This window comes from Autumnicola psychrophila (assembly GCF_031846645.1).
Lineage (GTDB): Bacteria > Bacteroidota > Bacteroidia > Flavobacteriales > Flavobacteriaceae > Autumnicola > Autumnicola psychrophila.
On record NZ_JAVRHN010000005.1, the window covers coordinates 54019 to 80660 of the forward strand.

The 26642-nt window shown below is 38.6% G+C and carries 24 protein-coding genes and 1 tRNA gene; 8 read left to right on the forward strand and 17 right to left on the reverse strand.

The genetic code is table 11. From position 1 onward, the window contains the following. Positions 1 to 4: 4 nt before the first annotated feature. Positions 5 to 2176 (reverse strand): S9 family peptidase, encoded by a 2172-nt coding sequence (locus RM541_RS07585; protein WP_311499619.1) that lies wholly within the window; start codon positions 2174 to 2176, stop codon positions 5 to 7. Positions 2177 to 2265: 89 nt separating this feature from the next. Here RM541_RS07585 and RM541_RS07590 point away from each other — a divergent pair, with 89 nt between their 5' ends. Together RM541_RS07590 and RM541_RS07595 are read left to right on the forward strand one after the other, a co-directional pair. Then, a complete protein-coding gene (locus tag RM541_RS07590) occupies positions 2266 to 3684 on the forward strand; it encodes a hydroxymethylglutaryl-CoA reductase, degradative (RefSeq protein ID WP_311499620.1) in 1419 nt (472 codons plus the stop codon). Continuing rightward, complete coding sequence (locus RM541_RS07595; protein WP_311499621.1) at positions 3681 to 4598, forward strand: GYDIA family GHMP kinase; 918 nt, start codon at positions 3681 to 3683, stop codon at positions 4596 to 4598. Before RM541_RS07590 ends, RM541_RS07595 begins: the two co-directional genes overlap by 4 nt. A gap of 116 nt (positions 4599 to 4714) precedes the next feature. Here the strand turns inward: RM541_RS07595 and RM541_RS07600 are convergent, their stop codons facing one another. The 6 genes from RM541_RS07600 to RM541_RS07625 form a co-directional block, all read right to left on the reverse strand. After that, a complete protein-coding gene (locus tag RM541_RS07600; RefSeq protein WP_311499622.1) occupies positions 4715 to 6835 on the reverse strand; it encodes a peptidylprolyl isomerase in 2121 nt (706 codons plus the stop codon). Positions 6836 to 6931: 96 nt separating this feature from the next. Further along, positions 6932 to 8221, reverse strand: a complete 1290-nt coding sequence (locus tag RM541_RS07605; protein WP_311499623.1) for a hemolysin family protein — start codon at positions 8219 to 8221, stop codon at positions 6932 to 6934. Positions 8222 to 8410: 189 nt separating this feature from the next. Continuing rightward, on the reverse strand, positions 8411 to 8980 hold the full coding sequence (gene lptC / locus RM541_RS07610; RefSeq protein ID WP_311499624.1) for an LPS export ABC transporter periplasmic protein LptC: 570 nt from the start codon (positions 8978 to 8980) through the stop codon (positions 8411 to 8413). Between the two features lies 1 nt (position 8981). Further along, complete coding sequence (locus tag RM541_RS07615) at positions 8982 to 10358, reverse strand: hypothetical protein (RefSeq protein WP_311499625.1); 1377 nt, start codon at positions 10356 to 10358, stop codon at positions 8982 to 8984. A 15-nt stretch (positions 10359 to 10373) separates the two neighbouring features. Beyond that, positions 10374 to 11609 (reverse strand): BamG family beta-barrel-assembly machinery protein, encoded by a 1236-nt coding sequence (gene bamG, locus RM541_RS07620; protein WP_311499626.1) that lies wholly within the window; start codon positions 11607 to 11609, stop codon positions 10374 to 10376. Beyond that, positions 11606 to 12337, reverse strand: coding sequence for a type III pantothenate kinase (locus RM541_RS07625; protein ID WP_311499627.1), 732 nt, complete (start codon positions 12335 to 12337; stop codon positions 11606 to 11608). The genes bamG and RM541_RS07625 overlap by 4 nt, the downstream gene beginning before the upstream one ends. Positions 12338 to 12438: 101 nt before the next feature. Between RM541_RS07625 and RM541_RS07630 the strand changes: the two genes are divergently transcribed. The 3 genes from RM541_RS07630 to RM541_RS07640 all read left to right on the forward strand — a co-directional run bounded on the left by RM541_RS07630 (position 12439) and on the right by RM541_RS07640 (position 13902). Then, a tRNA-Phe gene (locus tag RM541_RS07630) sits at positions 12439 to 12511 on the forward strand. Between the two features lie 382 nt (positions 12512 to 12893). Further along, complete coding sequence (locus RM541_RS07635) at positions 12894 to 13682, forward strand: SDR family NAD(P)-dependent oxidoreductase (protein WP_311499628.1); 789 nt, start codon at positions 12894 to 12896, stop codon at positions 13680 to 13682. 61 nt (positions 13683 to 13743) lie between these two features. Next, positions 13744 to 13902: a hypothetical protein gene (locus tag RM541_RS07640; protein ID WP_311499629.1), complete on the forward strand. Its 159-nt coding sequence runs from the start codon at positions 13744 to 13746 to the stop codon at positions 13900 to 13902. Here RM541_RS07640 and RM541_RS07645 read toward each other — a convergent pair. From RM541_RS07645 to RM541_RS07660, 4 genes are all read right to left on the reverse strand, one after another. Then, entirely contained in the window at positions 13899 to 14690 is a 792-nt protein-coding gene (locus tag RM541_RS07645; protein ID WP_311499630.1) for an anti-sigma factor, read from the reverse strand. The two genes, RM541_RS07640 and RM541_RS07645, sit on opposite strands and share 4 nt — an antisense overlap. A 1-nt stretch (position 14691) precedes the next feature. Beyond that, the gene (locus tag RM541_RS07650; RefSeq protein ID WP_311499631.1) at positions 14692 to 15219 is read right to left on the reverse strand and encodes an RNA polymerase sigma factor; all 528 of its coding nucleotides are present in this window, start codon (positions 15217 to 15219) and stop codon (positions 14692 to 14694) included. Positions 15220 to 15411: 192 nt separating this feature from the next. Beyond that, complete coding sequence (locus tag RM541_RS07655) at positions 15412 to 16254, reverse strand: ferritin-like domain-containing protein (RefSeq protein WP_311499632.1); 843 nt, start codon at positions 16252 to 16254, stop codon at positions 15412 to 15414. 32 nt (positions 16255 to 16286) lie between these two features. Next, entirely contained in the window at positions 16287 to 17030 is a 744-nt protein-coding gene (locus RM541_RS07660) for a ferritin-like domain-containing protein (RefSeq protein ID WP_311499633.1), read from the reverse strand. A 217-nt stretch (positions 17031 to 17247) separates the two neighbouring features. On the opposite strand from RM541_RS07660, the gene dinB reads away from it, so the two are divergent. The 3 genes from dinB to RM541_RS07675 all read left to right on the forward strand — a co-directional run bounded on the left by dinB (position 17248) and on the right by RM541_RS07675 (position 22461). Next, positions 17248 to 18465 (forward strand): DNA polymerase IV, encoded by a 1218-nt coding sequence (gene dinB / locus RM541_RS07665; protein WP_311499634.1) that lies wholly within the window; start codon positions 17248 to 17250, stop codon positions 18463 to 18465. A 14-nt stretch (positions 18466 to 18479) separates the two neighbouring features. Continuing rightward, positions 18480 to 21461 (forward strand): DNA polymerase III subunit alpha, encoded by a 2982-nt coding sequence (locus RM541_RS07670; protein WP_311499635.1) that lies wholly within the window; start codon positions 18480 to 18482, stop codon positions 21459 to 21461. 88 nt (positions 21462 to 21549) lie between these two features. Beyond that, complete coding sequence (locus RM541_RS07675) at positions 21550 to 22461, forward strand: sulfotransferase domain-containing protein (protein ID WP_311499636.1); 912 nt, start codon at positions 21550 to 21552, stop codon at positions 22459 to 22461. 1 nt (position 22462) lies between these two features. Here RM541_RS07675 and RM541_RS07680 read toward each other — a convergent pair whose 3' ends face one another. The 6 genes from RM541_RS07680 to clpX form a co-directional block, all read right to left on the reverse strand. Beyond that, positions 22463 to 22678 carry a VF530 family protein gene (locus RM541_RS07680; protein WP_311499637.1) on the reverse strand — a complete coding sequence of 72 codons (216 nt, stop codon included), beginning with the start codon at positions 22676 to 22678 and terminating at the stop codon, positions 22463 to 22465. A 48-nt stretch (positions 22679 to 22726) separates the two neighbouring features. Beyond that, on the reverse strand, positions 22727 to 23761 hold the full coding sequence (gene arsB / locus RM541_RS07685; protein ID WP_311499638.1) for an ACR3 family arsenite efflux transporter: 1035 nt from the start codon (positions 23759 to 23761) through the stop codon (positions 22727 to 22729). 10 nt (positions 23762 to 23771) lie between these two features. Further along, complete coding sequence (locus RM541_RS07690; RefSeq protein ID WP_311499639.1) at positions 23772 to 24404, reverse strand: arsenate-mycothiol transferase ArsC; 633 nt, start codon at positions 24402 to 24404, stop codon at positions 23772 to 23774. Positions 24405 to 24429: 25 nt separating this feature from the next. Beyond that, the gene (locus tag RM541_RS07695) at positions 24430 to 24900 is read right to left on the reverse strand and encodes a DUF6428 family protein (RefSeq protein WP_311499640.1); all 471 of its coding nucleotides are present in this window, start codon (positions 24898 to 24900) and stop codon (positions 24430 to 24432) included. Positions 24901 to 24951: 51 nt separating this feature from the next. Continuing rightward, a complete protein-coding gene (locus RM541_RS07700) occupies positions 24952 to 25281 on the reverse strand; it encodes an ArsR/SmtB family transcription factor (protein ID WP_311499641.1) in 330 nt (109 codons plus the stop codon). A gap of 116 nt (positions 25282 to 25397) precedes the next feature. Then, complete coding sequence (clpX, locus tag RM541_RS07705; RefSeq protein ID WP_311499642.1) at positions 25398 to 26630, reverse strand: ATP-dependent Clp protease ATP-binding subunit ClpX; 1233 nt, start codon at positions 26628 to 26630, stop codon at positions 25398 to 25400. Positions 26631 to 26642: the final 12 nt, after the last annotated feature.

A 26642-nucleotide genomic window follows, 5' to 3' on the forward strand; every position in this document is an offset into this window, starting at 1 on the left:
GGTTTTACAATTTATTCTTGATAAAATCTGTCATTTTGGTGTAAAGGTGAAGCCTTGTGTTTCCCCCGTAGATACTGTGATCCTTGTCCGGATATATTGCCCAGTCAAATTGCTTGTTGGCCTGGATCAAAGCTTCTACCATGCGCATTGTATTCTGCAGGTGCACATTATCGTCACCACCACCGTGTATTAACAAGTAATCCCCTTTAAGCTTTTCCACATGATTAATTGGTGAATTATCGTCGTATCCTGAAGGGTTTTCCTGTGGAGTCGTCATATAACGTTCGGTATAAATACTGTCATAAAATCTCCAGCTGGTAACAGGCGCAACGGCGATAGCCATAGAAAAGGTATCATTCCCCTGCAAAATTGCGTTAGAAGACATAAAGCCACCATAACTCCAGCCCCATATTCCAATTCTATCTTCATCTATATAATTCCACGAACCGAATTTTTGTGCGGCAGCGATCTGGTCTTCCACTTCATATTTCCCCAACTCACGCTGAGTCACTTTTTTAAATGCTGCACCTTTATAACCTGTTCCGCGAGGATCCACACAAGCAATAATGTAACCTTCATCTGCCAGTAACTGATACCAGTAATCGTTGGAATTAAAATAGGTATTGGAAACCGACTGTGATCCCGGCCCGGAATACTGAAACATCAAAAGCGGATATTCCTTGTTTTCATCAAAATCCTGAGGCTTGATCATCCACATATTAAGCTCATTTCCATTGACTTCAATCGTAGAAAGTTCTTTTGGAGAAAAATTATAGGCTTCTTCCAGTTCCAGCAATTTGCTGTTATCCTTTATTTCCCTGATGAGTTTTCCGTCCTTAGCACGGTGTAAGGTATAAACATAGGGAGTTTCAGTATCAGTGAAGGAATTAATAAAGTAAGTAAAATCAGCACTAAAATCGGCACTATTGGTTCCTGTTTCCGGAGTTAAAAGTTCTTTCCTTTTACCCTTCGGATTTATAGAATATACCGCCCTGTTGACACTTCCTGTTTCTGTGCTTTGATAGAAAATTTTCTTCTTTTTGCGATCAAAGCCATAATAATTTGTCACTTCCCAGTCTCCTGAAGTTACCTGATTAATCAAATCTCCTTTATCATTGTAATGATAAATATGATTAAAACCATCTTTTTCACTGGTCCAGATAAAGCTGTTATCCTCTAAAAAAGTCAGGTTATCGGTAATGTCTATATAAGCTTTGTTAGTTTCATTCAGGATCACTTCTTTACTGTTATCTTCTGCATTTACAAAGATAAGATCGAGATCATTCTGGTGGCGATTAATCACCTGTACACTTAGCAACATTGGATCTGCACTCCACTTGATCCTTGGGATATAAAAATCGGTATATTCACTTAAATCTATTTCCTGACTCTCTTCGGAAGCTACATCATACATATGTAGTGAAACCAGCGAATTTGTCTCCCCTGCCTTGGGATATTTAAAAGTATATTCTGAAGGATATAAGCTCTGTCCAAAAATATCCATAGAGAATTCCGGTACTTTAGATTCGTCGAACTTGATATAAGCTATTTTTTCACCTGAAGGATTCCACTGGAAAGCTTTTACAAAAGCAAATTCTTCTTCATAAACCCAGTCTGTAATTCCATTGATGATCTTATTTTTTTCACCATCAAAAGTTACCTGCGTTTCCTCTCCGGAAGCGATATCGTAAACAAAAATATTATTGTCGAAAACATATGCTATTTTAGAAGCATCTGGAGAGAATGTTGGCTCCTGAACAAGCCTGTCGGTTAATTTGGTTAATTCCTTAGTTTCAAAATTGAAGAAATAGTAGATCCCTCGGGAAGATCGCCTGTATATTTTCTCTGAAGCTGTATTGATCAGGATTTTACCCTCATCTTCACTTAATTCGAAATCCTGAAATGAGGAAATTCCAGGAAGATCTGCACTATTCAGCATGGTGCGAACCTGCCCGCCGGTACTGTAATTATATACATCTATAGTAGTCGTCCCCGCATTTCTATCGTTATTTAATACAAGGTATTCCTTGCCATTTTTTAGGGACTGCAGCGACTGCAATCGCTCCTGCCGGAATGTACCATTCCAAATTTCTTCAAGGGTGATCTCTTTTTCCTGGGCATGAACAAAAGAGGTTGCAATTAGGAAAAACGTAGCAACAAGTTTAGGGAACTTCATTAATTTTTATAATTTTTACGAAAGGCCAAGTTTACTAAATTTTCAGCAAAAAAAGGAGCGTTTATATGTTAAATGCTAATAATCTGTTAATGAAAAAAATTGGTTTTAAGCTGTATCTACCTGGTCTTTCAGATTATACTCCTAGAAATAACAATTGTATATTTGAACTTTCAAAAATCAACCCAAAAATGACAGAACCCGTAGCCGGTTTTTCCAAATTCAGCAAAGAAGAAAAAATTCAGTGGCTTAGCAATTATTATCTAAATAATGATCCAGAGGCAGTTAAAGTCTTAAAGCAGTATTGGAACAGAGAGGATAAGCTCCAGCAGTTACATGATGAATTTACAGAAAATACTATATCTAATTTTTACCTTCCTTTTGGTCTTGCCCCCAATTTTTTAATTAACGGCAGACTAATAGCAATTCCTATGGTCATTGAGGAAAGCTCGGTAATTGCTGCAGCAAGTAAAGCTGCAAAATTCTGGGGAAGCCGGGGCGGATTTAAAGCCACAGTGTTAAACACAAAGAAGATTGGCCAGGTTCATTTTATTTACAAAGGTGATTTCAGCAAACTGCAAAGATTTTTCACTGAAGTATATTCCCAATTGCTTGATGCGGTAAAGCCTATCACCAAAAATATGGAAAAGCGCGGTGGCGGTGTTCTGGAGGTGGAGCTAAGAGACAAAACAGAAAAACTCGAAAACTATTATCAGTTGCACTGCAATTTCGACACGAGGGATTCTATGGGTGCAAACTTTATTAATTCCTGTCTCGAAAAATTTGCTGAAGTATTACAGAACGAAGCTCATAATTATTCAGATTTTAATGCTGAAGAAAAGGATATCGAGATCCTGATGAGCATTCTTTCCAATTATGTTCCGGAGTGTGTTGTGAGAGCTGAAGTTTCCTGCCCTCTGGATGAACTTTCTGATGATCCCAAACTGGACGGTCAGGAATTCGCTGATAAATTTCTTAGAGCAATTCGTATTGCTGAAGTTGAAAAACATCGTGCTGTCACCCATAACAAAGGAATCATGAATGGGATCGACGCAGTTGTGCTCGCTACAGGAAATGACTTTAGGGCCGTGGAAGCAGGAGTTCATGCCTACGCTTCAAAAGATGGTGAATATACCAGTCTTACCCATGCTTCAGTTGAAAACAAAATCTTCAGGTTTTGGATGGAAATACCACTTGCACTGGGAACGGTAGGAGGCCTCACCAGTCTTCATCCTTTAGTGAAACTGGCGCTTCAGATCCTTCAAAAACCTTCCGCAGAAGATTTAATGAAAATTGTTGCTGTGGCAGGCCTGGCCCAGAATTTTGGTGCGGTCAAATCTTTAATTACAACAGGAATTCAGCAGGGACACATGAAAATGCACCTTATGAATATCCTGAATCAACAACATGCAACTTCGCAGGAAAAAGAATTTATAATAGATTTCTTCAGAAAAAATAAAGTTTCGCACAGTAGCGTGATAGATCAGCTTGAAAAAATAAGACAACAATGAAAAGATTCCAAAGCAACGGTAAATTACTCATCACGGGCGAATATGCAGTTTTAAACGGAGCGAAAGCACTGACTGTCCCAACAAAATTTTCTCAGGACCTTATAATTCATGAAAGTGAAGAGACTACCACGAACTGGAAGAGCTTTGACCAGGATGATAAAGTATGGTTTGAGGGAGCGTTTAAGATTGAAAACGGAGAAGTAAAGTGTATCTCAGAAAATGCTTCTTCTGAAGTTGCCAAACGCTTAATTCAGATTTTACAGGCTGCACATCATTCAAATCCTGAAGTATTTGCTGAGAACATGGGATATAACGTAGAAACGAAATTAAATTTTGACCAAAATTGGGGTTTGGGAACCTCCTCTACTCTCATAAATAATATCGCACAATGGTTCAACATTGATGCATTCCAACTTTTAGCAAAAACTTTTGGTGGCAGCGGATTCGACATTGCTGCTGCGCAAAATAATAATCCTGTGACTTATCAATTAACAGGAACCGGAAGGACGGTCTTAAATGCCAATTTTCGACCTCCTTTCAAGGATGACTTGTTTTTTGTTTATCTGAACAACAAACAGAACAGCAGGCAGGCCATTGCACACTACAAAAATCAGCCACAGGAGAACCTGGATGTGCTAATTGAGAAAATTTCCAATATTACCCTTCAATTTATCGATTGCACAAGTCTAGCAGAGTTTGAAATGCTTATTGAAATTCATGAAACGCTCATTTCTCAGGCAATAAACCTTCCGAAGGTGAAAACGGAGCTGTTTAATGACTATCCGCGTAAAATAAAGAGCCTTGGCGGCTGGGGCGGTGATTTTGTAATGGCCACCGGAGGAGAAAATGAAAAAGAGTATTTCCGAAGTAAGGGTTACCATACCATTTTTTCTTATGAAGATATAGTTTTATAAAATTTGAATCGGCTTAAAAGTCACTGCTCCAAAACGGCAATTATCGTACATAAAACAAAAAAGTCTCCGTAGTGGAGACTTTTTTATATCATCAATATTTTATTTAACTGAAACTTCTAATAGAAATTAGACCTGTTATCTTCAATTTCAGCATTTTTCTTTAGAGCTTCAAAAACCCTTGTACTGGCTTCCTGACGACGACGCATTGTTTCCTGTTGTGCAACAGCATTGTAAGAGTTTAGAGCCGGAGCTTCATTTTTAGCTGTTACTTCAACCACATAAACTCCTTTATCTCCCGCGATAGGCGCGCTAAGGTTTCCGGTTTCCAACCCGAATGCAGTACCAACCACTTCTGGTTCGCTACCGGCACCAGGCAATGTTGGATTGTTAAGATTAACCGCATTGGCCGTCTGAACAATTACATTCTGATTTTCAGCTATAGCCACTAATGTATTACCACTAATTTTCTCTTTAATAATCTCAGCTTTTTTACGCTTAGTTAGTATTGGAATAACAGTAGAAGAAGCTTCTTCGGCACTCATTAATCCAGCGTCCTTTTTCGAGGTTAATTGCGCAACAACATAGCCGTTAGGGGTGTCAAAACGTTTAACCTCACCCACTTCCACGTCTTCTTCAAATGCCCATTGTATTACACCTCTTTGAGGACCAACACCGGGAAGATTTTCATCAAGTGCTTTTACTTGTTGAACTGTCCTTACATTATAGTTTTCACTTTTTGCCTGTTCAGTAAAATCGCCGTCAGCTGCAGCAATCTGGAATTTTGTTACCTCGTTAAAAAGGTCACTTCTGGAGCGCTCTGATGGAACAACTTCTTTTGTTACGGTAGCAACTTTAACTGCTTTCTCTTCTTCTGTCTGCTCATCTATGGAAATAACATGATAACCCAATTCTGTTTCCACAACACCTACATCACCTTCGTCATTGTCAAAAACGTAATCTTCAAAAGCGGGAATCATTTGTCCCGGAGAAAACCATCCTAAGTCTCCTGCATTTTGTTCTTTAGAACGATCTGAAGAAAATTGTGAAACTAAATCTCCAAATTGTGACTGATCTCTTCTTACCACATTAGCAAGACTATCTGCAAGCGCTTCTGCTTCTGCTTTGGTCCTTGTGGCTTCAGGATCTATCTGCGTACCCTCATAAGCAACTAAAATATGACTGGCTTTTACAGAATCAGGAATTTGTTTGGTTTCCAGCATTCTTGTTATTTTCCACGCATTATTTTCTTCGTAAGGACCATAGGTTTCTCCTTCTGAAAGATTAAAAATCTGCTCTGCATGCTCTCCGGAAAGATCACTTCTAAACTGGAATTGATCCTGAAAAGGAGTATCTGAGTATTGATTAACAAAATCCTCAACATCTTCTGTAGCACCAAACCCAGCAATAGTGTCATTTGCTCCTGAAGCAGAATTATACTCTGCCCTGTTTTGCATCAAAGACTGGATTTCTTCCTTTGCTTCAGATTTATCTTCTGAAGAGGCAGTTTCTTCAAAATATACATACTGAAGGTTTACGGCTTTTTCAGTCTCAAACCTGGTCGGATGATTTTTTACATACTCGTTTATTTCAGATTTACTAACCTCCACCTGATCATCTGGAACGGAAGTGTATGGAACCTGAACGAAGCTAAGATCGATATTGTCATTTTCTAACCTGTAAGCTTGCTCAGCTTCGGTTACTGTCGCACCGACACCTGCGCTTATCATGTTAAAGTAAAGATTCTGGCGGGCAGTTGCTGCCATATTCTGAGTGTATTGTTGCCATTGAGCATAAGCCTGAGGAGAAGTAGCTCTCATATTGGCCACATATTCCTTTAACCTGTTCTCGTCAAACATTCCTGCCTCGTTCTGGAAGTTAGGATTATTTGCCATCTGAACCCTGATCATCTGCGTTATTTGATCTTCTTCAGCCCTTAAACCTATCTCTTCCAGTTGATCTTCAATAATAATCTCTCTAAGTTTTAGCTCCCAAACGCGGTTAGCAGCCTGTATATTACTGACATTTCCTCCGGTATTACGCTGGAGGGCCTCTACCTGCTGTGCAAATTCTTCACGACTAACTTCTTCTCCATTCACTGTAGCAATGATGTTTTGTGACTTCTGTGAAGACAAGCCGCCATTACGTATAACATCTGCCAAAACAAAAGAGAACAGAGCCAAAGCAATGATGATAATCAAGAAAACAGAACGCTGTCTGATTTTATTTAATACTGCCATTTGTAATTAATTTTTTATCAAAATATAGTGGGCGAAAATAGTGTTTTTAGCCTAATTATAAAACTTATAATTAGCAAAATATTAACTCGTAGAAAATTAGTCAGCAGGTTTGACTTTTACCTCTACCACCTCAATTTTTGTATTGGAAACTTCGAGGATCAGGAATTCAAAATTTTCAATCTTAAGAACCTCTCCCTGCTGCGGAATTTCTTCAGTATGATTTACAATATAACCCCCCAGAGTTTCATAGTTTTCACCAACCGGAATGTCCAATTTATAAGCTTCATTTACATAATCTACTTCTGTCCTTGCAGAGAAACGGTAGTAATCTTCCTCTAGTTTTTCCTCAATTAAAATGGCAGAATCATGCTCATCCTCAATTTCCCCAAAAAGTTCCTCGACAATATCTTCTACAGTCATCATCCCGCTTGTACCACCGTATTCGTCTATAACAACGGCTATACTTTTTCGCTTTTTGATTAGCACATTAAGGACATCTTTTACCCACATGGTCTCTGGAATAAAAACAACAGGTAAAAGCACAGATTTTATGGATGTTGGCTTTTTGAACAATTCAAAAGAATGAACGTAGCCTATAATATCATCTATGGTTTCGTTATAAATCAGGATTTTGGATAATCCCGTTTCTGTAAATTTATTAATAAGATCCCCTGGATTTTCTTTTTGATCTACCGCAATAATTTCTGTCCTGGGAATCATTACCTCGCGGGCTTTAATTTCAGAAAACTCCAAGGCATTCTGAAAAATCTGGATCTCGGAATCTACTTCTTCATTTTCCTCTACGGTTTCCATCTGCTCACTTATAAAATTTCCAAGCTCTACCTTGGTAAAAGCAAGCTGAACCTCGTCCCCTTCAGTTTTAAAGAACCTCTTCAGTACCTTGTCTGAAACCCATATAACAAAGGAAGAAATAAAACTAAAGAGCAGGTAAAAGAAATAAGCCGGTACCGCAAAAAGCTTAAGCATGGAATTGGCATATATCTGAAAGAAAACCTTTGGAAGAAATTCCGCAGTTAGCAAAATAACCAACGTAGATATTACCGTTTGGGTAAAAAGGCTTAAATCTACAATGAGATATCTTAGTATATCGTTCTCCACTGGACGCATTCCAACAAGCCATTCCATTAAGAGATCACCCATAAAAAAGCCGTAGACAACAAGTGCGATATTATTCCCTACCAGCATGGTAGCAATAAATTTGGAAGGTTTTTTTGTGAGCCTTTTCAGAACCGTAGCAAGAAAATCGTTCTGACGTTTTTCAATTTCAATAAAAATCTTGTTGGAGGAAACGTACGCGATTTCCATTCCGGAGAAAAAAGCAGAAAATACAAGGGAAAGAACAATAATTAGAACATCTATATTCATATAGATTATTTGTTTCGGTCCTTAAGCTTTTTTCTAAAGCGCCTTTTAAAGAAAAACATGAAGATGGAAATTAGAGCGAAAAATATGAATATATAAGCTCTGTCCCTTTCGAGATCCCATATCCTGATAGTTTCAAAGATGAAGAATGCAGCAAAAGCTAAATATGCATATTCAAAAAATTTGAAGTATTTACTCATCCTCTTTTTCGTCTATTATTTGTACCCCTACGTTTGTCCTGGAACGGAAATTACCGAAATTTTGGTTAGAATCAAAACCCTGCCCTTCGTTTACAGCTCCATTTGGAAATTTGATGGTGTTAGCCCTGTCTGTAAATACCCAGCTCCTGTTCTGATCCCAATAAAGCTGATTCGCTTCTAACTGGGTGCTATCACTAGTAACAATAACTACGTTGCCTCTAAGATCAATTAAACCAGTTTCCTCATATATAATACCATAATCGGAGTTTACAGTGTTCTTCTTGTTCTCTTCATCGAAAAACTCTACTTCAACCCCATCAGGAAATTCCCGGTAAGGGAATTCTTTATTTGTATAATCGAACATCTTGGGACTCCGCAAAATAGCAACGAGCCTGCCAGAATCGGTAAACTTAAGATTTAAACCTTCAGCAACTGCCTGCGGCGAATCTCCCTCTAAGTCCATTTCCCGGACTTCATTCAGGTTGCCCTGGCATGAAAAAAGTATTGTCACACCGATAAGCGTGACAATACCTGAAATTATATGATTATATGTAACCTTCATTCTACATCTGAGGGATACGGACTGTCTCACCAATCCAACACCCTATCTGGATAGCCTCTCCTGCACCTCTACCAGCCTGGAATACTTCAGACTTCTGGGGAGCTCTACCTCTATAACTTGCTGCTGCCTGGCTTGCATTACTGGAGATCGAAGGATCTACCCTACCTGCCCTTGCAGCGTAATCTGCAGCCAACCAGTATACCGCTCTTTTATTGAAAGGAGTATCTCCACAATCGTTAGCACTCTGAGCAATCATATTAGCAATCTGTAAGTAAGCAGTCCCCATAGAAGGTCTTGCTTGCAAAGCTCTTCTGTAATAAGTTCTTGCCTGACCAAAGCTTCCTCTTTCTTTATAATTGCTTGCAATTCTATAGTAAATCCTTGCCTGATCACTAGGATCTTCCTCTAACTCTGCAGCTTCGTTATAATACTCAAGAGCTTTAGCTCTGTCGCCATCAGCCTCTGCCAATTGTCCTAATGAGAAAGCAGAATTTGCGGAAGGCTGTAACTGGTGTAAAGCTTCTGAAACCTCGAAAAATAACGGATCTTCTGTACAATCTTTAGCAGACAACCTGGCGTTAGCATTCTGCAACCAATCTACATCTGATTTCTTTTCTTCGAAATCTTTCTTATACAAAGGAATAAGGTTATCACAATCTGCCCTTGCTCCCAGCTTAGCATTAAGTGCGTTTTTAACCATATTATAATTTTTCAGGTTAATTTCAGCATACTTGATTTGCGCTGCTTCTTTAGAAGTAAGCTCTTCACCTGCCTCCTGCTTTTCAAGAAGCGGAGCTAAATTCTCAGCAGCATCATTCTCTTCTTCTTCTATTTTAGCCATTACCCTGTCGTAAATGTCAAAAACATCCTGAAGTTCTCTGTCTCCTGCATCCTGCATTTCCACCATCAGGTCAAAATATGCATAAAGACCTTTTGCACTGGTAAAGTTCTCACTATCCTCAGTATATGCTTTGTCATATGCGTTATACAACTCCTCTTTAGTACCTATTTTGTTATCATACTTAAGTTGTGCAATATCACCATAAACTTTCCCTTTACTTGTTTTTTCAGGATAAAGCTCAAGACGCTGCTCCCATACAGAAATAAGTTCTTCTATAAGAGGTTTTTTTTCTGCCTCACTTCCAGCTTTATTAATTTTATCTTCTAAAATCCTTTCAAGATATTGGTATGTTGCCAAACTATAGTCCGGACAGTTTTCCCTAACATCTTGCAGGGGCTGGTAAGCCGCATCATAATTTTTAGCTTTGGCATCATCATATGCCAGTGCAGCCATTGTTGGACAATCGTTGGACTGCGCATTTAGTACGCCTGAACCTAATATCGCCCCAGTGACTAATGCTATAAATTTCGTTTTCATTTTTTATGTATTTGGTTAATTAAATCTTCTTCTTTCGAACCACTTATCATTTAAAGACAATCCTATTGAAACCTTAAAGAAGTTTTCCTGTATTAATCCTGAATCTGTTGTACCGCGCTGACCATACTCGATTCCCAGATTTAAATTGGAAAATTGTGCTCCTACAGGTAATCCCACTCCAAAAGATATGCCAAACTCATCTATACTTTGATTGTTGAGCTGCAATCCTGTCTCTTCATATCTAAAACCGCCACGATATACTACTCTTCCAAGATAACTGGTAAAAGAGTTATAACGCGGAATATAATACCCTCCAACTCTGTACTGCGCGGCGTCCATGTATTCAGCATCATCTGAATTATTGAGAAGAAAAGAGCTTTTTCCAATGCTATTATATTCCCCACCAATAAACCATTTTCGGGGTTCTCCAATCCCCCCGCCAAGAGTAAACTGTCCCGGAAGGGCAAATTCTGTATCAGCCACATCGAGGTTCCTTGCTTCTACAATAGCTTCACCTGTAGGAATAAAAGCCACCGTAGCCAGCTCTCTAAAGTTTTCTGAAGAAAGATTTACTTCAGGAGCATAAGTACCCGCCACATGTAACCTTAGGTTATCTGAAAGCATGGCCTGATAATCTAATCCAAAGTTAAAGTTAAAACCCTGAATATCTGAGCGACGTATATCTCTTGTCCCATACTGAATATCCTCACGAACGACGACTCTTCTGTTTTGAAAATTTCCGAAGTTATAGTTGGCATCAACACCAACACTAAAGTTTTTATTAAACTGATATCCGGCTGAAAGAAAGACTTTATTCATCCCTCCCCGACCATTAAGTCTACTCGCAACCTCCTCATTTACATCTAAGACCCTATATCCCACAGAGGTGTATGGCACCAAACCCAAGCCAAAACCTAGATTATTACCAACAGGAATTCCTATACCTAAATAATCCAAAGAAGAAATTTTAGCTTCGCTCTCTGCTTCATCAGACTTAAGAGTAGTCCTTTCATGGCTGGCACCCAAACTATATGTTGTAAGCCGAAGTCTACCATATGAAGCGGGATTTCTAAGGTTTAAATGTATACTATCAGAAAAAATACTTAACCCACCCATAGCCCTGTTTTCAACAGTTCCTTTAAAGTTAGTAAGTCCTATGCCGTAGTATGAATATGGAGAAGCAATGTTCTCCTGAGCAGCCGTTAAGGCGGTAGATAGAATAGCTACGATTACCAGAAATCGTTTTATCATTGAGTTTTATTAAATTCTAAAATGTGGTTCAATCCCTCCAGGAGAAAATTTGAATTGGCAAATATGCTATTTTTTAACCGCATTGACAAAAATTGAGTATCTCCACCTGTTAAAATAATTGTTAAATCTTTATATTCAGTGGCATACGAAGCCATTGTACCTTCAATTTCCAGCAGCAGTCCGTTTACCACTCCAGAGTTAATAGACCCTGCTGTAGAAGTGCCAATTAACTGCAAATTATCTCCTGGTTTTAATAACGGCAAATTTGCCGTAAACTTGTGCAGCGCCTTAAATCTCATTTCCAGACCGGGAGAAATAGCCCCACCTAAATACTCTTCTTTTTTATTTTTAAAATCAAAAGTCACACAAGTGCCTGCATCAATAACCAATGTGTTTTTATGAGGAAATTTTGCTACAGCCGCAGCGACCAGGGCAATTCTATCTTTTCCCAAGGTAGAAGGAGAAGCATATTTATTTTTAAAAGGCAGTGATAAAGCCGGAGTCAGTTCAATAAGATCTGTGCTTTGCTGAAGCATTTTTTTTTCTTCAGAAATAGTATTTACTACACTGGAGAGCATGCAATCTTTAATTTCCGGAAACTGATCTTTTATTTTTTGAAAATTTTTAAAAAAATCTGACAAGGAAAAAATTCGTTTATCTAAAAGGCTATTGTTTTGAAATACAGCCATTTTAACCGAAGTATTTCCAATATCTACTACTAAATTCATGAGGCAAAATTAGAAATTACTAAATTACAAAAGCATTTTTTTAAAATTTCCTTTGTGAGTTAATAAAAATGAAATTATATTTGCCACCGCTTACAAGCACTGGTGCCTTAGCTCAGTTGGTAGAGCAAAGGACTGAAAATCCTTGTGTCCCTGGTTCGATTCCTGGAGGCACCACTTGAAAACCCGAGACGAAAGTCTTGGGTTTTTTCGTTTTATAGCACCAGTTGGGTTAATAGGGATCAAGCCTAATGGTTGGGGACTAAACAAAAATTGTAGTTAATCTATACAGGAAGAATTCTACATTTTTCACTCCTCTGAACTGACTGACTTCTAAAGGTTCTTATTCGCCTGGTCACACAACCGATCTTCTATTCCCCCTTAAAAAGCTACTGCTAAAATATACCTACAGTTTCTTCCGAAGAAAATATTATAATTGAGTGACTAAGAATAGAATGGCTGTTAAATAAAAACTAAACTTACTTAAAACGGTGAGATTTTTTCCTTTGAAGCATTAATTTAAGAAGACAGGAAAAACATAATTTAGAAACAGCAATATATGATTATAAAAAACAAAAAAATTCTTATTACCGGAGGTAGTGCAGGAATAGGCAAAGCAGTTATTGCTGAGTTGATCAAGTACGGTGCAACGGAATTCGCTGTCATTAGCAGAAAAAAGGAACCGCTGGAAAAACTCCGGGAAGAATTTAATACTGCGAAATTTCTGCTCATTCAGGGTAATGTTGCTGACCTTGAAGATCTGGATAGAGCTGTCGAACAAGTTCAGCAGAAATGGGGAAAATTAGATATTCTCGTAAATAATGCGGGAGTGGTTAGCGCAGGTTTATTAAAAGATTTGAGTGACCAGGATATTATAGGACAGATCAACGTAAACCTGACAGGATTGATCCTCCTAACGAAAAAAGTATTACCGCTCCTAAAGGACAGTAGTGAAGGAGCTATTATCAACGTTTCTTCCGGCTACGGCTACATTGCTATGCCCTTCTACAGCGTGTACGCTGCCACTAAAGCAGCAGTAGGACAATTTTCTGACGCTATGAGAAGAGAGCTGCATCAATATCCCCTTCACGTGATGACTGTCTACCCATCAGCGACAGAAACTAACATGATGAAAACCGCAGATGTTGGAGGTATGGACAGTCCCCAGGAAGTAGCAAAACGAACAGTCGATGGGCTGATTTCAGGAGAGATAAACGTGATTCTGGGTGGTGAAGAAAGAAAAAAACACATCGAACTAAACTTTAATAATCCTCGAAAGATAGACGAAGCGGCCATAGCAAATTATGAGGCTTTGGAAAAAAGAACGCGCAACCACCGTTCCATGTAACCTATTCTTCTACGCAGGAAGAGCAAAAAAAGTTCAATAGAAAAAAAGAAATGGAGAAAAAATGAGAGCTGCATATTATGAAGATTTTGAAGGTCCCGAAGCCTTAAAAGTAGGTGAATTGGAAATACCGGAACTTAAGAAAACTGAAGCACTACTAAAAAAGATAGACTTATCAACAGATTTTTTTTTACGAGGTCCTGCTATTTATATTTCTGTTTAAGAAGTAATTACGCCCAAAGAATAGAGCATTTCCATGGTAGGGGTTTCACTTCCTCCTGCCGGTTCTAAGGTAATTCCAAAGCCTTCAGAAATGTTTGAGTTATCCAGCTTAAAAATTTTATCTTCATCTTCTTCAAAATCATTTAAAAGGCCAATACTACTAGGAACAAGAGGGGACATTTTCAGGGACCAGACCTGATATACCATTCCTCTTGGCGGTTCGGGTAAATTTTGGGCATCGATGAGGGTCAAATCTTTCTCATCATCATAATATGCAGTTGCGTATGCTTCCGGAGCTATCTCCTGCCCCTCAAGTGGGACCTTTAGGATATTCCTGTCTCTCAAAGTATTTAAAAGTTCCCGGGATTTGGCCGCATCATTCCTTGCTTCCGCAATTTCAGATTCTATCTGGGCATTCTCCATTTGCAAGGTCTGCAGGGATTCCCTTAATTCACTATTGGCCCTGAACATAAGGAACAAACCTGCCAATAAAAGGAAACTTGCTGCCCAACCCGCAAGTGCAGACCAATTTGCCCGCTTCTTTCGAACCGGAACATTTCTGCTTCTTTGCGAAATTTTTTCTTTTAAAGGTGCCAACAATAGTTTCTGATTAGAAGGTGCCGCAGCTTCAGACAAGCGTAATAAAGCTTTTTCTATTTCTTCCACCTCTGCCCTCATTTCGGGATGCTTCTTAAGCATACGGGTTACTTCAGCACTTTCAGACTCAGAGAGTGCACCATAGACATAGAGTTCTAAAATTCCTGATGATATGTACTCTTTTTCATTCATCCTAATTAATGTTAGCTCTTAATTTATCTATGCATACTCTATTTTTGGTTTTTACTGTTCCTAAGGGAATTTGAAGTTCTTCGGCACTTTCTTTTTGTGTAAACCCTTTAAAGAATAAAAGATCAATTATTTTTTTACAAACAGGCCCCAGCAGGTCTATATATTTTTGCAGTCCAATAGCATCTATCTTTCCTGAAGCATTATTGCTTGTCTCCAGAATTTCAGTAAAATCATAATCTTTTAAATCTGATCTTTTATTTTTAAATTCTTTAGATCGCAATTTATCAATTGAAGCATTTCTGGCTATATTCAGAATCCAGGTAAAGAAACGGCCCTGATCTGAATCGTATGATGCAGCATTATCCCAGATTTTAAGGAATACATCCTGAAGAATTTCTTCTGAAATTTTCTCATCCCGAATTATACTGAAAATGATGCCGTACATACTTGTAGCGTATAGCTGATAGATACGTTCAAAAGCCTTCTCATTCCCTTGCTGGAGCTGAGCAATTAATAAATCTTGTTGCATTCGTTTGAATAAAGGATCAATTTAAACAATTATTAGTAAAACCGGCACAAAAGAGGGGCTCTACTGGTTTAAATATTATTTTTGGATATCCTGAAATTGTAAAACAGTTAAAATCAGAATGTTGAACAAAAACAATCGCCTGAAAATTTTCATTCCCAGGCGATCTCTAAGCTTACTATACTATTTTGAGTTTTATGAAACGATAAATAACCCTGCAATGTTAGAAGCAGTTTGACCGTCCATTGGTTCATCATAGGCTTGAGATACTGCAACATCACCAAAAGCTGTGGCATCAACAAGATTTACTCCGCCCTGCACCACATTCTCTTCCCCGTCATAAACAGCCTGAGTTGCTTCCGGCATTCCCGGTCCTCTGTTATCCAGGGTGATCCACCCCAAGGCATTCTGATCCAGGTTTTCTCCCATTACATCTGCTCTAAGTCTTCTGATTTCTGAAGCATGCCGGGCTTCTACAGAATGTATCTGCAACGCAGGAGTAAGGAACTGAGTTCCCATAAGATTCCCTGCCTGTCCCTTATATGCTCTCACGCCTGTATCTTCAAAAGCCTGAGCAAGCGCCAAAAGCTGGGCATAAGCTACTTCCTGTCCGGTGCCATTTTTATTAAAAGGATCAAATGCTCCTCCTGCCGTAAAATCAAATTCCGGAGATTCTATAGAATTTTCACCCAATCCAGATTTTAGGAATTCCACATGTGCAGATTCATGTTTGGAGATCTGTTCGTAGATAGCCTCTGCTTTACTCCCTCCCGGTAGCACTCCCGAGTTTAATGCTTTTAAATAGAATTCTGCTTCCAGGTATTCTAATGTTAAAGCTAGTTGTAAGGCACCAATAGCTGCATTTTGATCCTGGGCGGCATAAGCCTTTCCAGAAGAAGTGGCCAATCCAAAAGGGATCGCGGTTAAGGCTGCTTTCTTTCCTAAAGAACCAAGCGTACTAAAAGCCTCTCTCCTTGAGGAGGTCTTGGCTGAAAGATTTTCTGATGTGAATTCGTCTAAGAATTTTATAATATTCATAATGATTATGTTTTAAAGTTTTTGAAATTGGTTTATCCTGGCAATTGATTTGCTGTAAATTGAGTTTTTACAAATCCGGTATCTCCCACTGCTGTTAGGATTTGAGAAGGAGATCTTGCCACATCCAGCCCATTTTCATCTACTACATCGTCCCCGGCAAAAGCTTTTGGATCATCCATAAAGATGGATCTGATGGCAGCAGCATGCCTGGCCTCCACAGAAACTATTTTTCCGGCAATTACCAGATAATCAGGTGTGGTCAATAAACTTCCGGCTCCATTATAAGCAGCTACACCGGTATCCTCCAATACCCTCGCAGTACCAAGAACTGAACTTCTGTCTGAAAAATTTACAGAGGAAAAATCAAATTCTAATTCAGGTAAAACCTTGCTGGTATCAGCACCAGCAGCCTGGGTGATTGCCGCTTTAAAAAAATCACGGTGTATTACTTCATGCTTATAAAGGTCTTCCAGAATTAATTTTTCTTCAGCACTGGCATTCATCCAGTAAGATCCGTCCATTACATTTGTATAAAACGCAGCTTCCAGTTGCTCCAGGGCGTAGGCATAATTAAGGATGCCCAGGTCTCCGCTTCCTAAATCGAAGACATCGCCTCCATCTACAGGATCCATGAGATCATCGTCACTACTACAGGAAAGCAAAAATCCCGATCCCACTACGGCTAAACTTCCCATCTTTAAAAATTTTCTACGAGAAGAGTTGTTTCCATTTGGTGCAGTATATTCTTGCTGCACTTTAATCATAGGTTTTTTCATAATTATGTTTTTGTTGATTACATAAATACTTACGTAGCAAAGCCAACCCTGGTTTTTCATTTCCAGTTAAGTTTTTGTTAAAGAAAGAAAATTGCCATTTTCAACCCTTCACCTTCACTAAAAATCTCTTTTATAAGTTTAACTATTTCCGCCTACTCTTCTTTCAGGATATTTTATAATTTTGGAAATAATCCAAAACAAAGGAATTATTCCTATTATGAAAAACAGATCAATCATACATCTGGACCTTGATACTTTTTTTGTTTCTGTAGAGCGGCGACTCAATTCAGAATTAGAAAATAAGCCGCTAATCGTTGGCGGAATGGGAGATCGTGGAGTGGTGGCTGCTGCCAGTTACGAAACCAGAAAATTCGGTGTTCATTCGGGAATGGCAATGAAGGTAGCCCGGCAGCTTTGTCCTCAAGCTACAGTAATAAAAGGAGATTCCAGCCTTTACACTAAACATTCACATATAGTTACCGACATTATCAAAAGCAGCGTTCCTTCTTTTGAAAAAGCAAGTATCGATGAATTCTATGCCGATCTTTCCGGAATGGATAAATTTTTCGGGATCAGGAAATTTGCCCATGAATTGCGACAGACAATCATTAAAGAAAGCGGACTTCCCATTTCCTTCGGCTTATCACAAAATAAAGTAGTCTCTAAAATTGCTACCGGTGAAGCAAAACCAAACGATGAGCTGTGTATAAATAACGGGGAGGAAAAAAATTTTCTGGCTCCCCTTTCGGTGCGAAGAATACCCATGATAGGAAATAAGACATTTCAGAAGCTGCTCAATCTGGGAATCAGGGACATTAGAACCATTCAGGAAATGCCGGTAGAAATGCTGGAAAGTGTGCTCGGTAAAAACGGAAGAATCATCTGGAAAAGGGCTCAGGGTATAGATGATTCACCTATTATTCCTTTTCATGAACGAAAATCTATTTCTGCCGAACGGACTTTTAACCGCGACACAACAGATATGATAAAACTGGAAGCTACTTTAAGAGGGATGGCAGAGAACCTGGCGTATCAGCTAAGACGGGGAGATAAGCTAACTTCCTGTGTAAGTGTGAAAATTCGTTATTCTGATTTTCAGACGTATACAAAACAAGCTAAAATCCCCTACACCAGTGCAGATCATATCCTTATTCCCAAAATAGAAGAATTATTTAAACACCTGTACAATCGCAGGTTACTGATAAGGCTTATTGGTGTAAAATATACCCATTTGACGGGAGGGAACTACCAGATCAACCTTTTTGATGATTCTGAAAAAATGCTAAACCTATACAATGCTATGGATAAAATTCGCAACAGGTATGGCGATCATGCCGTAGTACGGGTTTCTACGATAGGTGGCAATGGTGTTGGCAGAATGGAAAATCCGTTTAACGGAGAGCCACCAATAGTTCTCGCCCATAGACAGCAATAAAAATCAATTAGATAATGTTCTTAAACTGCCACACTTATTATTCTCTTCGTTATGGAACTTTTCCAGTAGAGGAATTGTGTGAACTTGCCAAAAGTCAACATGTGCAGAGCCTGGCAGTTACCGATATCAACAATACTTCTGCATGTTTAAAATTTATAAAAATTGCTTCGGAATATGGTATTAAACCATTAATAGGAATTGATTTCAGGAATGGAGTCCAGCAGCAATATGTGGGAATAGCCAGGAATAATGAGGGATTCAAACAATTGAATCAGCATTTATCCAACCATCTGCACAATGGAAATGATTTTGCAAACAATGCGCCTTCTCTGTCTCAATGCTATATTATTTATCCTTTTGAAAAGGTGGTTTCTGAAAATAAAATAAGCTTTAAAGAGAATGAATTTATAGGAATTTCAGTAGAAAGCCTGCGAAAACTCAAATTTTCGAAGTATCTCCACTACAGGGAAAAACTGGTACTGTTGCAGACGGTCACCTTTCGGAATAAAAGAGATTACAATGCGCACCGATTGCTACGGGCAATAGATAACAATACCTTGCTGAGTAAATTACCGAAAAGTGAGGAAGGGAATTTTTCCCAGCAAATGATTTCTCCTGAAATTATTAAAACTGAATTTAAAGATTATCCTCATATCCTACAGAATACAGAAAAGCTTACAAACACCTGTAAAGTCAATTTTGATTTTGGGGAATTCCGAAAAAATCAAAATCTGCAGGTTTTTGGTAAGAACAAAAAAGCAGATGAAGAAGAATTAAATAGACTTTGTTACGAGAACCTGCCAAAACGCTATCCCCAGGCTTCAGAAGAAGTTTATGAGCGGGTAAAAAAGGAGCTAAAAGCGGTGATCAGCCTCGGATATGTAGCCTTTTTCCTGATCAATTATGATATTATCCAATATGCCAAATCCAAAGCTTATCCATATATAGGCAGGGGCAGCGGCGCCAATTCCATCCTGGCTTATATTATTGGTATCACCAATGTAGATCCAATGGAACTTGACCTTTATTTTGAACGTTTTATCAATGCACACCGCAATTCCCCACCAGATTTTGATATAGATTTTTCCTGGAAACACCGGCAGGATGTAACGGCTTATATCTTTGATCGTTATGAAAACACCGCTCTTATGGGAACTTATGTAACCTTTAAACGCCGGGCGGTTGTTAGAGAGCTCGGGAAGGTACTGGGGCTGCCCAAAGAAAATCTTGACAAGTTGTCTGCCGGATATTTCAATTATCATCAGCTGGACCACCTGGAGAAACTAGTGCTTAGGTATAGCAAATTAATAGCAGGATTTCCTAATTATATAAGTGTACATTCAGGAGGTATATTGATTTTAAAGGATTCGGTATACAATTATGCAAGCACCTTTATGCCTCCCAAAGGATTTCGGACGATCCAGATTGATATGAATATTAGTGAAGCAGTCGGGATACACAAATTTGATATTCTCGCCCAAAGAGGACTTTCAAAAATAACAGATGCCATTGAGATCATCAGGCAAAATCAACCTGATGCGATAATAGAGGATATTGAAAACACAAAAGTCTTTAAAGACGATCCTGAAATTAATTATTTGCTTAAAACGGGAGATTGTATGGGCGTATTTTATGTAGAATCCCCTGCTATGCGCGGACTGATGATCAAATTACAGACCAGCAGCTATATTGAACTTGTCGCGGCGAGTTCCATTATCAGGCCGGGAATTTCCAATGGCGGGATGAAGGAAGAGTATATCCAACGTCACCGTAATCCCGAACAACGAAAAGTAGCACATCCTGTTCTCTTTGAGATTTTAGAAGAAACTTATGGAGTTATGGTCTACCAGGAAGATGTTCTTAAAGTAGCCCATCATTTTGCAGGGCTATCTTATGACGAGGCGGACATATTAAGGCGTGGAATGAGCGGCAAGAAAACTTCTAAAGGACAAATAGAGAAAATCGAAGCCAAATTCAGGAGTAATTGTAGAAAAAAAGAATATCCCGAACAACTAATAAATGAAGTATGGGAGCAAATTTCTTCCTTCGCGGGATATGCCTTTCCAAAAGGACATTCAGCTTCTTACGCGGTGGAAAGTTATCAAAGTCTTTATTTAAAGAAATATTTTCCGTTGGAATTTATGGTGGCAGCGCTCAATAACGGAGGTGGTTTTTATGACGTGGAAACCTATATTCAGGAAATACGAAAATGTGGCGGAATGGTCCATGCGCCATGCATTAACAAGAGTGACCATCCAAATGTTATTTTCGGAAAAAATATTTATTTAGGCTTAGGGAATATTAAGGAACTGGAAATAAAAGCAATACAACGTATTCTTGAAAACCGGCAATTCTTTGGTCCGTTTAAATCTTTAGATGATTTTATAGATCGCGTAGCTATTTCTATTGAACAGTTAAGTATTCTATTAAAAATTGGTGCTTTTAGATTCACCAAACTGGACAAATATCACTTGCTTTGGAAAGCACATTTTAAATTAAATAAGAGTAAACCTAAAACCAATCAGGCAGTATTATTTAAACCGAAGCAAAGAGATTTTGCTTTACCTGAATTTACTCTTTCTGAAATTGTAGAAGCTTACGACCAGATGGAACTTTTGGGCTTTCCACTCTGCAGCCATTTTAAATTGCTAAAAAACCCAATACAACCTTCCATAAAAGCAAAAGAATTAAAACACTTTATTGGCAGGGATGTACAGATTTATGGCAACCTTATCACTGCGAAAAGAACACCAACCGTGAACGGGAAATTTATGTGCTTTAGCACCTTTTACGATATGGACAGCGAGATTTTTGACATTGTCCAATTTCCCACAATTGCTGAAAAATATCCTATAAGAAGCAAAGGGATTTTTTTATGTTATGGACGAGTAGTAGAAGAATTAGGTTACCTATCCCTAAACCTTAAATGGATTTCGCGGCAGGAAACTATGGGAGATCCGCGCCTGGTTGATTCCCGTAAATTTAAGGCAGTATAAAAACACATCCTTCCAAAATCCTAAGAATTTATTAATCCACCGTGTGGTGATTGGAAAAATTATTAGCTTGTTTTTAAAGTACAGATAAATGAACATTCTGCAGATAAGTGCACCAAAATCGGGAAGTTATTGGCTACACACCATTTTACATCAGATTCTTCAGAAAAAGGGATTTTCAATAAAGTCTTTTATTCAGCAACAGGAGGTTTACCAACAGGCAAAAAATATGGAGCTCAGCTTTAAAGGCCAGGCTGAGGTAGATATGATGGATATTGAAGAAGACGGTTGCTATTACAGGATTAGTTCGGTTTTTAGAAAAAAAATATCAGATCCTGCGCTATATGCAGATGCTACAAGCCTTGCCTGGACACATTCCACCTTATGCGCCACGAGTTTTGATGTTTTTCCTCTTTTTGATAAAAAAATATGCATCGTTCGGGATCCACGGGACCGGGCTTTATCGGCTGCAAAGTTTGCTTTTACTCCGTATATGAAAAAACATTATCCCTCGCATTATTCTTCTCCGGAAGAGTTTATGGAAAATGAATTTGAGAACCTACTGGAACGATGGGTATGGTTTTATGGCAATTATCTACTTCATAAAGAAGAACTGGATATTCATTTTGTTTTTTATGAACGCTTGTTGCACGATTTTCCTGCTGAATTAAAATATTTACTAGATTACCTTCAGGTTAGTTTATCCCAAAAAGAGCAGAAGGAACTTGAAGAAGCCGTGACTTTCTCGAACATGAAAAGTAAAAGCCCAAAGCACCTCAACAAAGGAAAATTTGGGAAATGGGTAGATCAATTAAATCAAAAACAAAAAGAACTTGCGATAGAAAAAACCGGAGATTTAATGCAGTACCTCAACTATCCTTTAGAAATGACAGAAGGACAGGAAAAATTGCCTTCGCTTACTTCTAATATTCCGCAAGATAAACTGAAAGAAATACTTCAGGATATTTCCTGGTACGAATTGTACAACAGCAACAGCCTTTAAACTAAATACTCTTCAGATATAATTGCTCTACTTTTTCGCGTGCCCAAGGCGTCTTCCGAAGAAATTTCAAGCTTGACTTTATAGAAGGATCATGTGTAAAACAACGGATGTTGATTCTCCTTCCCAGTTCGTCCCAGCCGTACTTTTCTACAAGAACGTTGAGGATATCCACCAGTTTTACTCCGTGCAGAGGATTATTTTTTTGCTGTTGATCCATATTTGGTTTATTCAATTTCAGAAAAATCTACTTCAGAAAAATGAAAATTCAATAATACTTTTTTTTCAGCCAAAAGGAGACACGTACCAGAAGAATAAGTGCAGGAACTTCTATTAGAGGACCTATCACTCCCGCAAAAGCCTGCCCGGAATTTAAGCCGAAGACAGCTATCGCAACCGCTATGGCCAGTTCAAAATTATTCCCCGCGGCAGTAAAAGCTATAGCTGCATTTTTATCATAGGTTGCTCCCATTGCTTTACTGATAAAAAAGCCAATTATAAACATAAGTGTGAAGTAAATCAGCAACGGTACGGCAATAACCACTACATCCATAGGAATTTCAACAATAAGTTCACCTTTTAGAGAAAACATAAGCACGATTGTAAAAAGCAATGCTATAAGTGTAATGGGTGAAATTGCAGGTATAAATTTGGTATCGTACCAATCGCTTCCTTTTCGTCTTACTAAAAAATATCTGGTAAGAATGCCCAGCACAAATGGAATTCCCAAATATATAGCGACACTTTCTGCAATAGTTGCAATTGAAATATCTACCACGGCACCATCGAACCCAAATAACGGTGGCAATTCTGTAATAAACAACCAGGCATAGAAACTATAAGCAAATACCTGAAAAATACTGTTTAAAGCTACCAGTCCGGCTCCATATTCACTACTCCCCTCTGCAAGATCGTTCCATACCAGTACCATGGCGATACAGCGCGCCAGGCCTATCAATATGAGACCTACCATATATTCGGGGTAATCCTGTAGGAAAATCATTGCCAGGGCAAACATTAAAATTGGGCCGATGATCCAGTTGAGCAGCAATGAGATGGAAAGTATTTTCACATTCCGGAAAACTTTTGGTAAAAGCCTGTAATTAACTTTTGCCAGCGGCGGATACATCATAAGAATAAGCCCCACCGCAATTGGCCAGTTGGTACTGCCGCTACTATAAGATTCTATCCGCTCCGGGAAAGATGGAAAGAGGAAGCCGAGAGCTACACCAATCCCCATGGCAATAAATATCCACAGCGTAAGATACGTGTTGAGAAAACCAAGTTTTTTATTTTCAGCCATTTAATAGGTCTTAAGAAGATTTTTGCTTTTGAACAGTAGAGAATACGTATAACATTTCTGTTGCTATTTCGTCACTACGTTCTTCGTACTTCTGCTCCTGTTGCGGAGTATCGTCAAAAGCTTTTGGATCATCATATTTCACCGGTATACGCTTTTCTGCACCGGGAATAAAAGGGCAGGTTTCATCGGCATGAGAACAGGTCATTATCGCTGCAAAATCACGTTGCGGATTGGCCTTATCGTCGAATTTTTTGGAATACATCTTTAAAGCAGGTGTATCTTCAGCATAATTAACTGAATAAACCGGATTTTCAGTACCTTCAGATGATAACTCAAAACCGGCATTTTCGATAGCAGACACCGCATTCCCGTTAAAGGCTGTAACCTCGACTCCGCCAGAAAATGCGGAAATTTGAATATTGCTGTAAGCGGCTATCGCCTGAGCCCAAATTTGGGAAAACTGACTTCTTCTTGAGTTATGAGTACAAATAAAATGAAGCTTTATTGGCTTATTTTGGTCCAATTTGCTCTTTATATACTGAATTAGCGGTTTTAAAACCTCTTTTCGCGTTTCTGAAACAGAATCTATATCAAAAGAGGCAATTTTTTGCTGTACTGAAGGCAGTAAATTTGTTTTTTTCATCCTTTTATATGTCAAATTAAATTTATTAGCAACATCCGCTACCAGGTTCACAGGCCGCTGAAGGTGATGCCTCAAATTTGGCAATTATCGGCTTTGAGTTTTCCTTCACGCCACACTGATCCATGGCAAGACAGGCGGTTTGTTTATTTAACAGCAGAAAATGTTTTCCATCGAAACCAAGATCATATTTGCCTATTGTATTTCCCTGATACTCTACCTCAATTTCTGAATCTTTCAATTCAAGCAGCCTTTCAGAAAGTTCAATTATCGACATTAATTTTTCCGGATGCAGGCGATGGTCATAATCCTGTGCTTCCCACAGCTGGAAATTAACAACTTCTTCATTTCGTAAAGTTCCTCCGCAATCGATAAATTTCTTCCTGACTTTTCCAATTTCGGTAACGTGAAAATGACGCGGAACCAAAGTACCATCTGGCAATTCAAAAGCAATCTGCTCCAGCTCATCCAGGTGCTTTTTAATTTCTGATAATTTCATAATTACTATTGTTTTATCGCAATAAAGCGATGATTAACATTAAAATTTTTATTAGCAACAGCTTTTATCTGAAGCTGTCTGGTTAAGAAAACCTGCAAAAAGTTCTTTTAATTCCTCCCACTTTTGGGTATCGATGCAGTAACAAACCCTTGTACCATCAATATTTCCTTTTATAATTCCAAGATTCTTAAGTTCTTTAAGATGCTGAGAAATTGTTGGTTGAGCCAAACCTATGACCCCAACAAGATCTCCGCAAACGCAGGAATCGGTTTTAAACAAATGCTGAAGAATGGCAATACGGGCCGGATGTCCCAGGACCCTTGCAGCCAGTGCCAGTTTGTTCTGGTAATCTGTAAATATTTCAGACTTTGTAACGCCCACTTTTCTTCAGAATTTATTAATTGTAATATTACGATAGATGCTTTAATTATCAAAACTTAAATTCAAAAAAAGCCACTCCCGATAGAAGTGGCTTTAAAAAAATATTTTATTAAGCTCTAAGAAACTGCTTTAAGCTTATTAATTGTGGATTTGTTCAGCTTATTTTCAGCATATTCGGCATCTACAACAAGTTTAGTTTCCTTACTTTCTGGCATTTCAAACATGGCATCTGTAAGAATTGCTTCACAAAGCGAGCGTAATCCACGGGCACCAAGTTTGTATTCCACAGCTTTTTCAACAATATACTCCAAAGCATCTTCAGTCATCGTAAATTCAATATCATCCATCTCAAAGAGCTTTTGATATTGCTTAATAATCGCATTCTTAGGCTCGGTGAGAATTTGTCTAAGTGTTTCTTTATCCAGCGGATTCATATAAGTTAAAGCAGGAAGACGTCCTATAATCTCTGGAATCAACCCGAAATCTTTCAAATCCTTCGGAATAATGTACTTCAACAGGTTAGTCCGCTCTATTTTGTCATCACTTTTGGAGGCACTAAAGCCTACCGCCTGCATATTAAGTCTTTTGCTGATGTTTCTTTCTATCCCATCGAAGGCGCCACCGGCAATAAAAAGAATATTCTCTGTATCGACTTCTATAAACTTTTGATCAGGGTGTTTTCTTCCTCCCTTTGGCGGAACATTTACTGTAGTTCCTTCCAGCAACTTCAACAACGCCTGCTGAACACCTTCTCCCGAAACGTCTCTCGTAATAGAAGGATTATCACTTTTACGGGCAATTTTATCAATTTCATCAATAAAAACAATCCCGCGCTGCGCTTTTTCAGTATTATAATCTGCAGCCTGAAGGAGGCGTGTAAGTATACCTTCCACATCTTCACCAACGTAACCAGCTTCAGTTAAAACAGTAGCATCCACAATAGCCAGAGGTACATTAAGCATCTTTGCTATAGTTTTTGCAATAAGGGTTTTACCGGTACCGGTTTCCCCAACCATAATTATATTACTTTTCTGGATCTCCACATCGTCATCTGAACCCGGCTGCAATAATCTCTTATAGTGATTATAAACTGCAACAGACATCACTTTTTTTGTGTCTTCCTGGCCAATTACATACTCATCCAAAAAAGATTTTATAGCTTTTGGTTTGCTCAGCATTAAATCTGAAGACAGTTCTTTGGCTTCACCCTGCCGGGATTCTTCCAGAACTATACCATGAGCCTGTTCAATACATCTATCACAAATATGAGCATCCAGTCCGGCAATTAACAAGCTGGTCTCCGGCTTCTTTCTTCCACAAAATGAACATTCTAAATCTTCTTTACCCATTATTTCGGTTTT

Bases quoted from the DNA above. Each gene is read 5' to 3' on its own strand.
- RM541_RS07690 (WP_311499639.1), bottom strand. From the start codon at position 24,404: ATGAAAAAAACAAATTTACTGCCTTCAGTACAGCAAAAAATTGCCTCT.
- RM541_RS07695 (WP_311499640.1), bottom strand. From the start codon at position 24,900: ATGAAATTATCAGAAATTAAAAAGCACCTGGATGAGCTGGAGCAGATT.
- RM541_RS07585 (WP_311499619.1), bottom strand. From the start codon at position 2,176: ATGAAGTTCCCTAAACTTGTTGCTACGTTTTTCCTAATTGCAACCTCT.
- lptC (WP_311499624.1), bottom strand. From the start codon at position 8,980: ATGAAGGTTACATATAATCATATAATTTCAGGTATTGTCACGCTTATC.
- RM541_RS07605 (WP_311499623.1), bottom strand. From the start codon at position 8,221: ATGAATATAGATGTTCTAATTATTGTTCTTTCCCTTGTATTTTCTGCT.
- RM541_RS07655 (WP_311499632.1), bottom strand. From the start codon at position 16,254: ATGAATATTATAAAATTCTTAGACGAATTCACATCAGAAAATCTTTCA.
- bamG (WP_311499626.1), bottom strand. From the start codon at position 11,609: ATGATAAAACGATTTCTGGTAATCGTAGCTATTCTATCTACCGCCTTA.
- RM541_RS07680 (WP_311499637.1), bottom strand. From the start codon at position 22,678: ATGGATCAACAGCAAAAAAATAATCCTCTGCACGGAGTAAAACTGGTG.
- RM541_RS07645 (WP_311499630.1), bottom strand. From the start codon at position 14,690: ATGAATGAAAAAGAGTACATATCATCAGGAATTTTAGAACTCTATGTC.
- RM541_RS07615 (WP_311499625.1), bottom strand. From the start codon at position 10,358: ATGAAAACGAAATTTATAGCATTAGTCACTGGGGCGATATTAGGTTCA.
- RM541_RS07650 (WP_311499631.1), bottom strand. From the start codon at position 15,219: ATGCAACAAGATTTATTAATTGCTCAGCTCCAGCAAGGGAATGAGAAG.
- RM541_RS07595 (WP_311499621.1), top strand. From the start codon at position 3,681: ATGAAAAGATTCCAAAGCAACGGTAAATTACTCATCACGGGCGAATAT.
- clpX (WP_311499642.1), bottom strand. From the start codon at position 26,630: ATGGGTAAAGAAGATTTAGAATGTTCATTTTGTGGAAGAAAGAAGCCG.
- RM541_RS07675 (WP_311499636.1), top strand. From the start codon at position 21,550: ATGAACATTCTGCAGATAAGTGCACCAAAATCGGGAAGTTATTGGCTA.
- RM541_RS07660 (WP_311499633.1), bottom strand. From the start codon at position 17,030: ATGAAAAAACCTATGATTAAAGTGCAGCAAGAATATACTGCACCAAAT.
- RM541_RS07625 (WP_311499627.1), bottom strand. From the start codon at position 12,337: ATGAATTTAGTAGTAGATATTGGAAATACTTCGGTTAAAATGGCTGTA.
- RM541_RS07635 (WP_311499628.1), top strand. From the start codon at position 12,894: ATGATTATAAAAAACAAAAAAATTCTTATTACCGGAGGTAGTGCAGGA.
- RM541_RS07590 (WP_311499620.1), top strand. From the start codon at position 2,266: ATGAAAAAAATTGGTTTTAAGCTGTATCTACCTGGTCTTTCAGATTAT.
- dinB (WP_311499634.1), top strand. From the start codon at position 17,248: ATGAAAAACAGATCAATCATACATCTGGACCTTGATACTTTTTTTGTT.
- RM541_RS07640 (WP_311499629.1), top strand. From the start codon at position 13,744: ATGAGAGCTGCATATTATGAAGATTTTGAAGGTCCCGAAGCCTTAAAA.
- RM541_RS07600 (WP_311499622.1), bottom strand. From the start codon at position 6,835: ATGGCAGTATTAAATAAAATCAGACAGCGTTCTGTTTTCTTGATTATC.
- RM541_RS07670 (WP_311499635.1), top strand. From the start codon at position 18,480: ATGTTCTTAAACTGCCACACTTATTATTCTCTTCGTTATGGAACTTTT.
- arsB (WP_311499638.1), bottom strand. From the start codon at position 23,761: ATGGCTGAAAATAAAAAACTTGGTTTTCTCAACACGTATCTTACGCTG.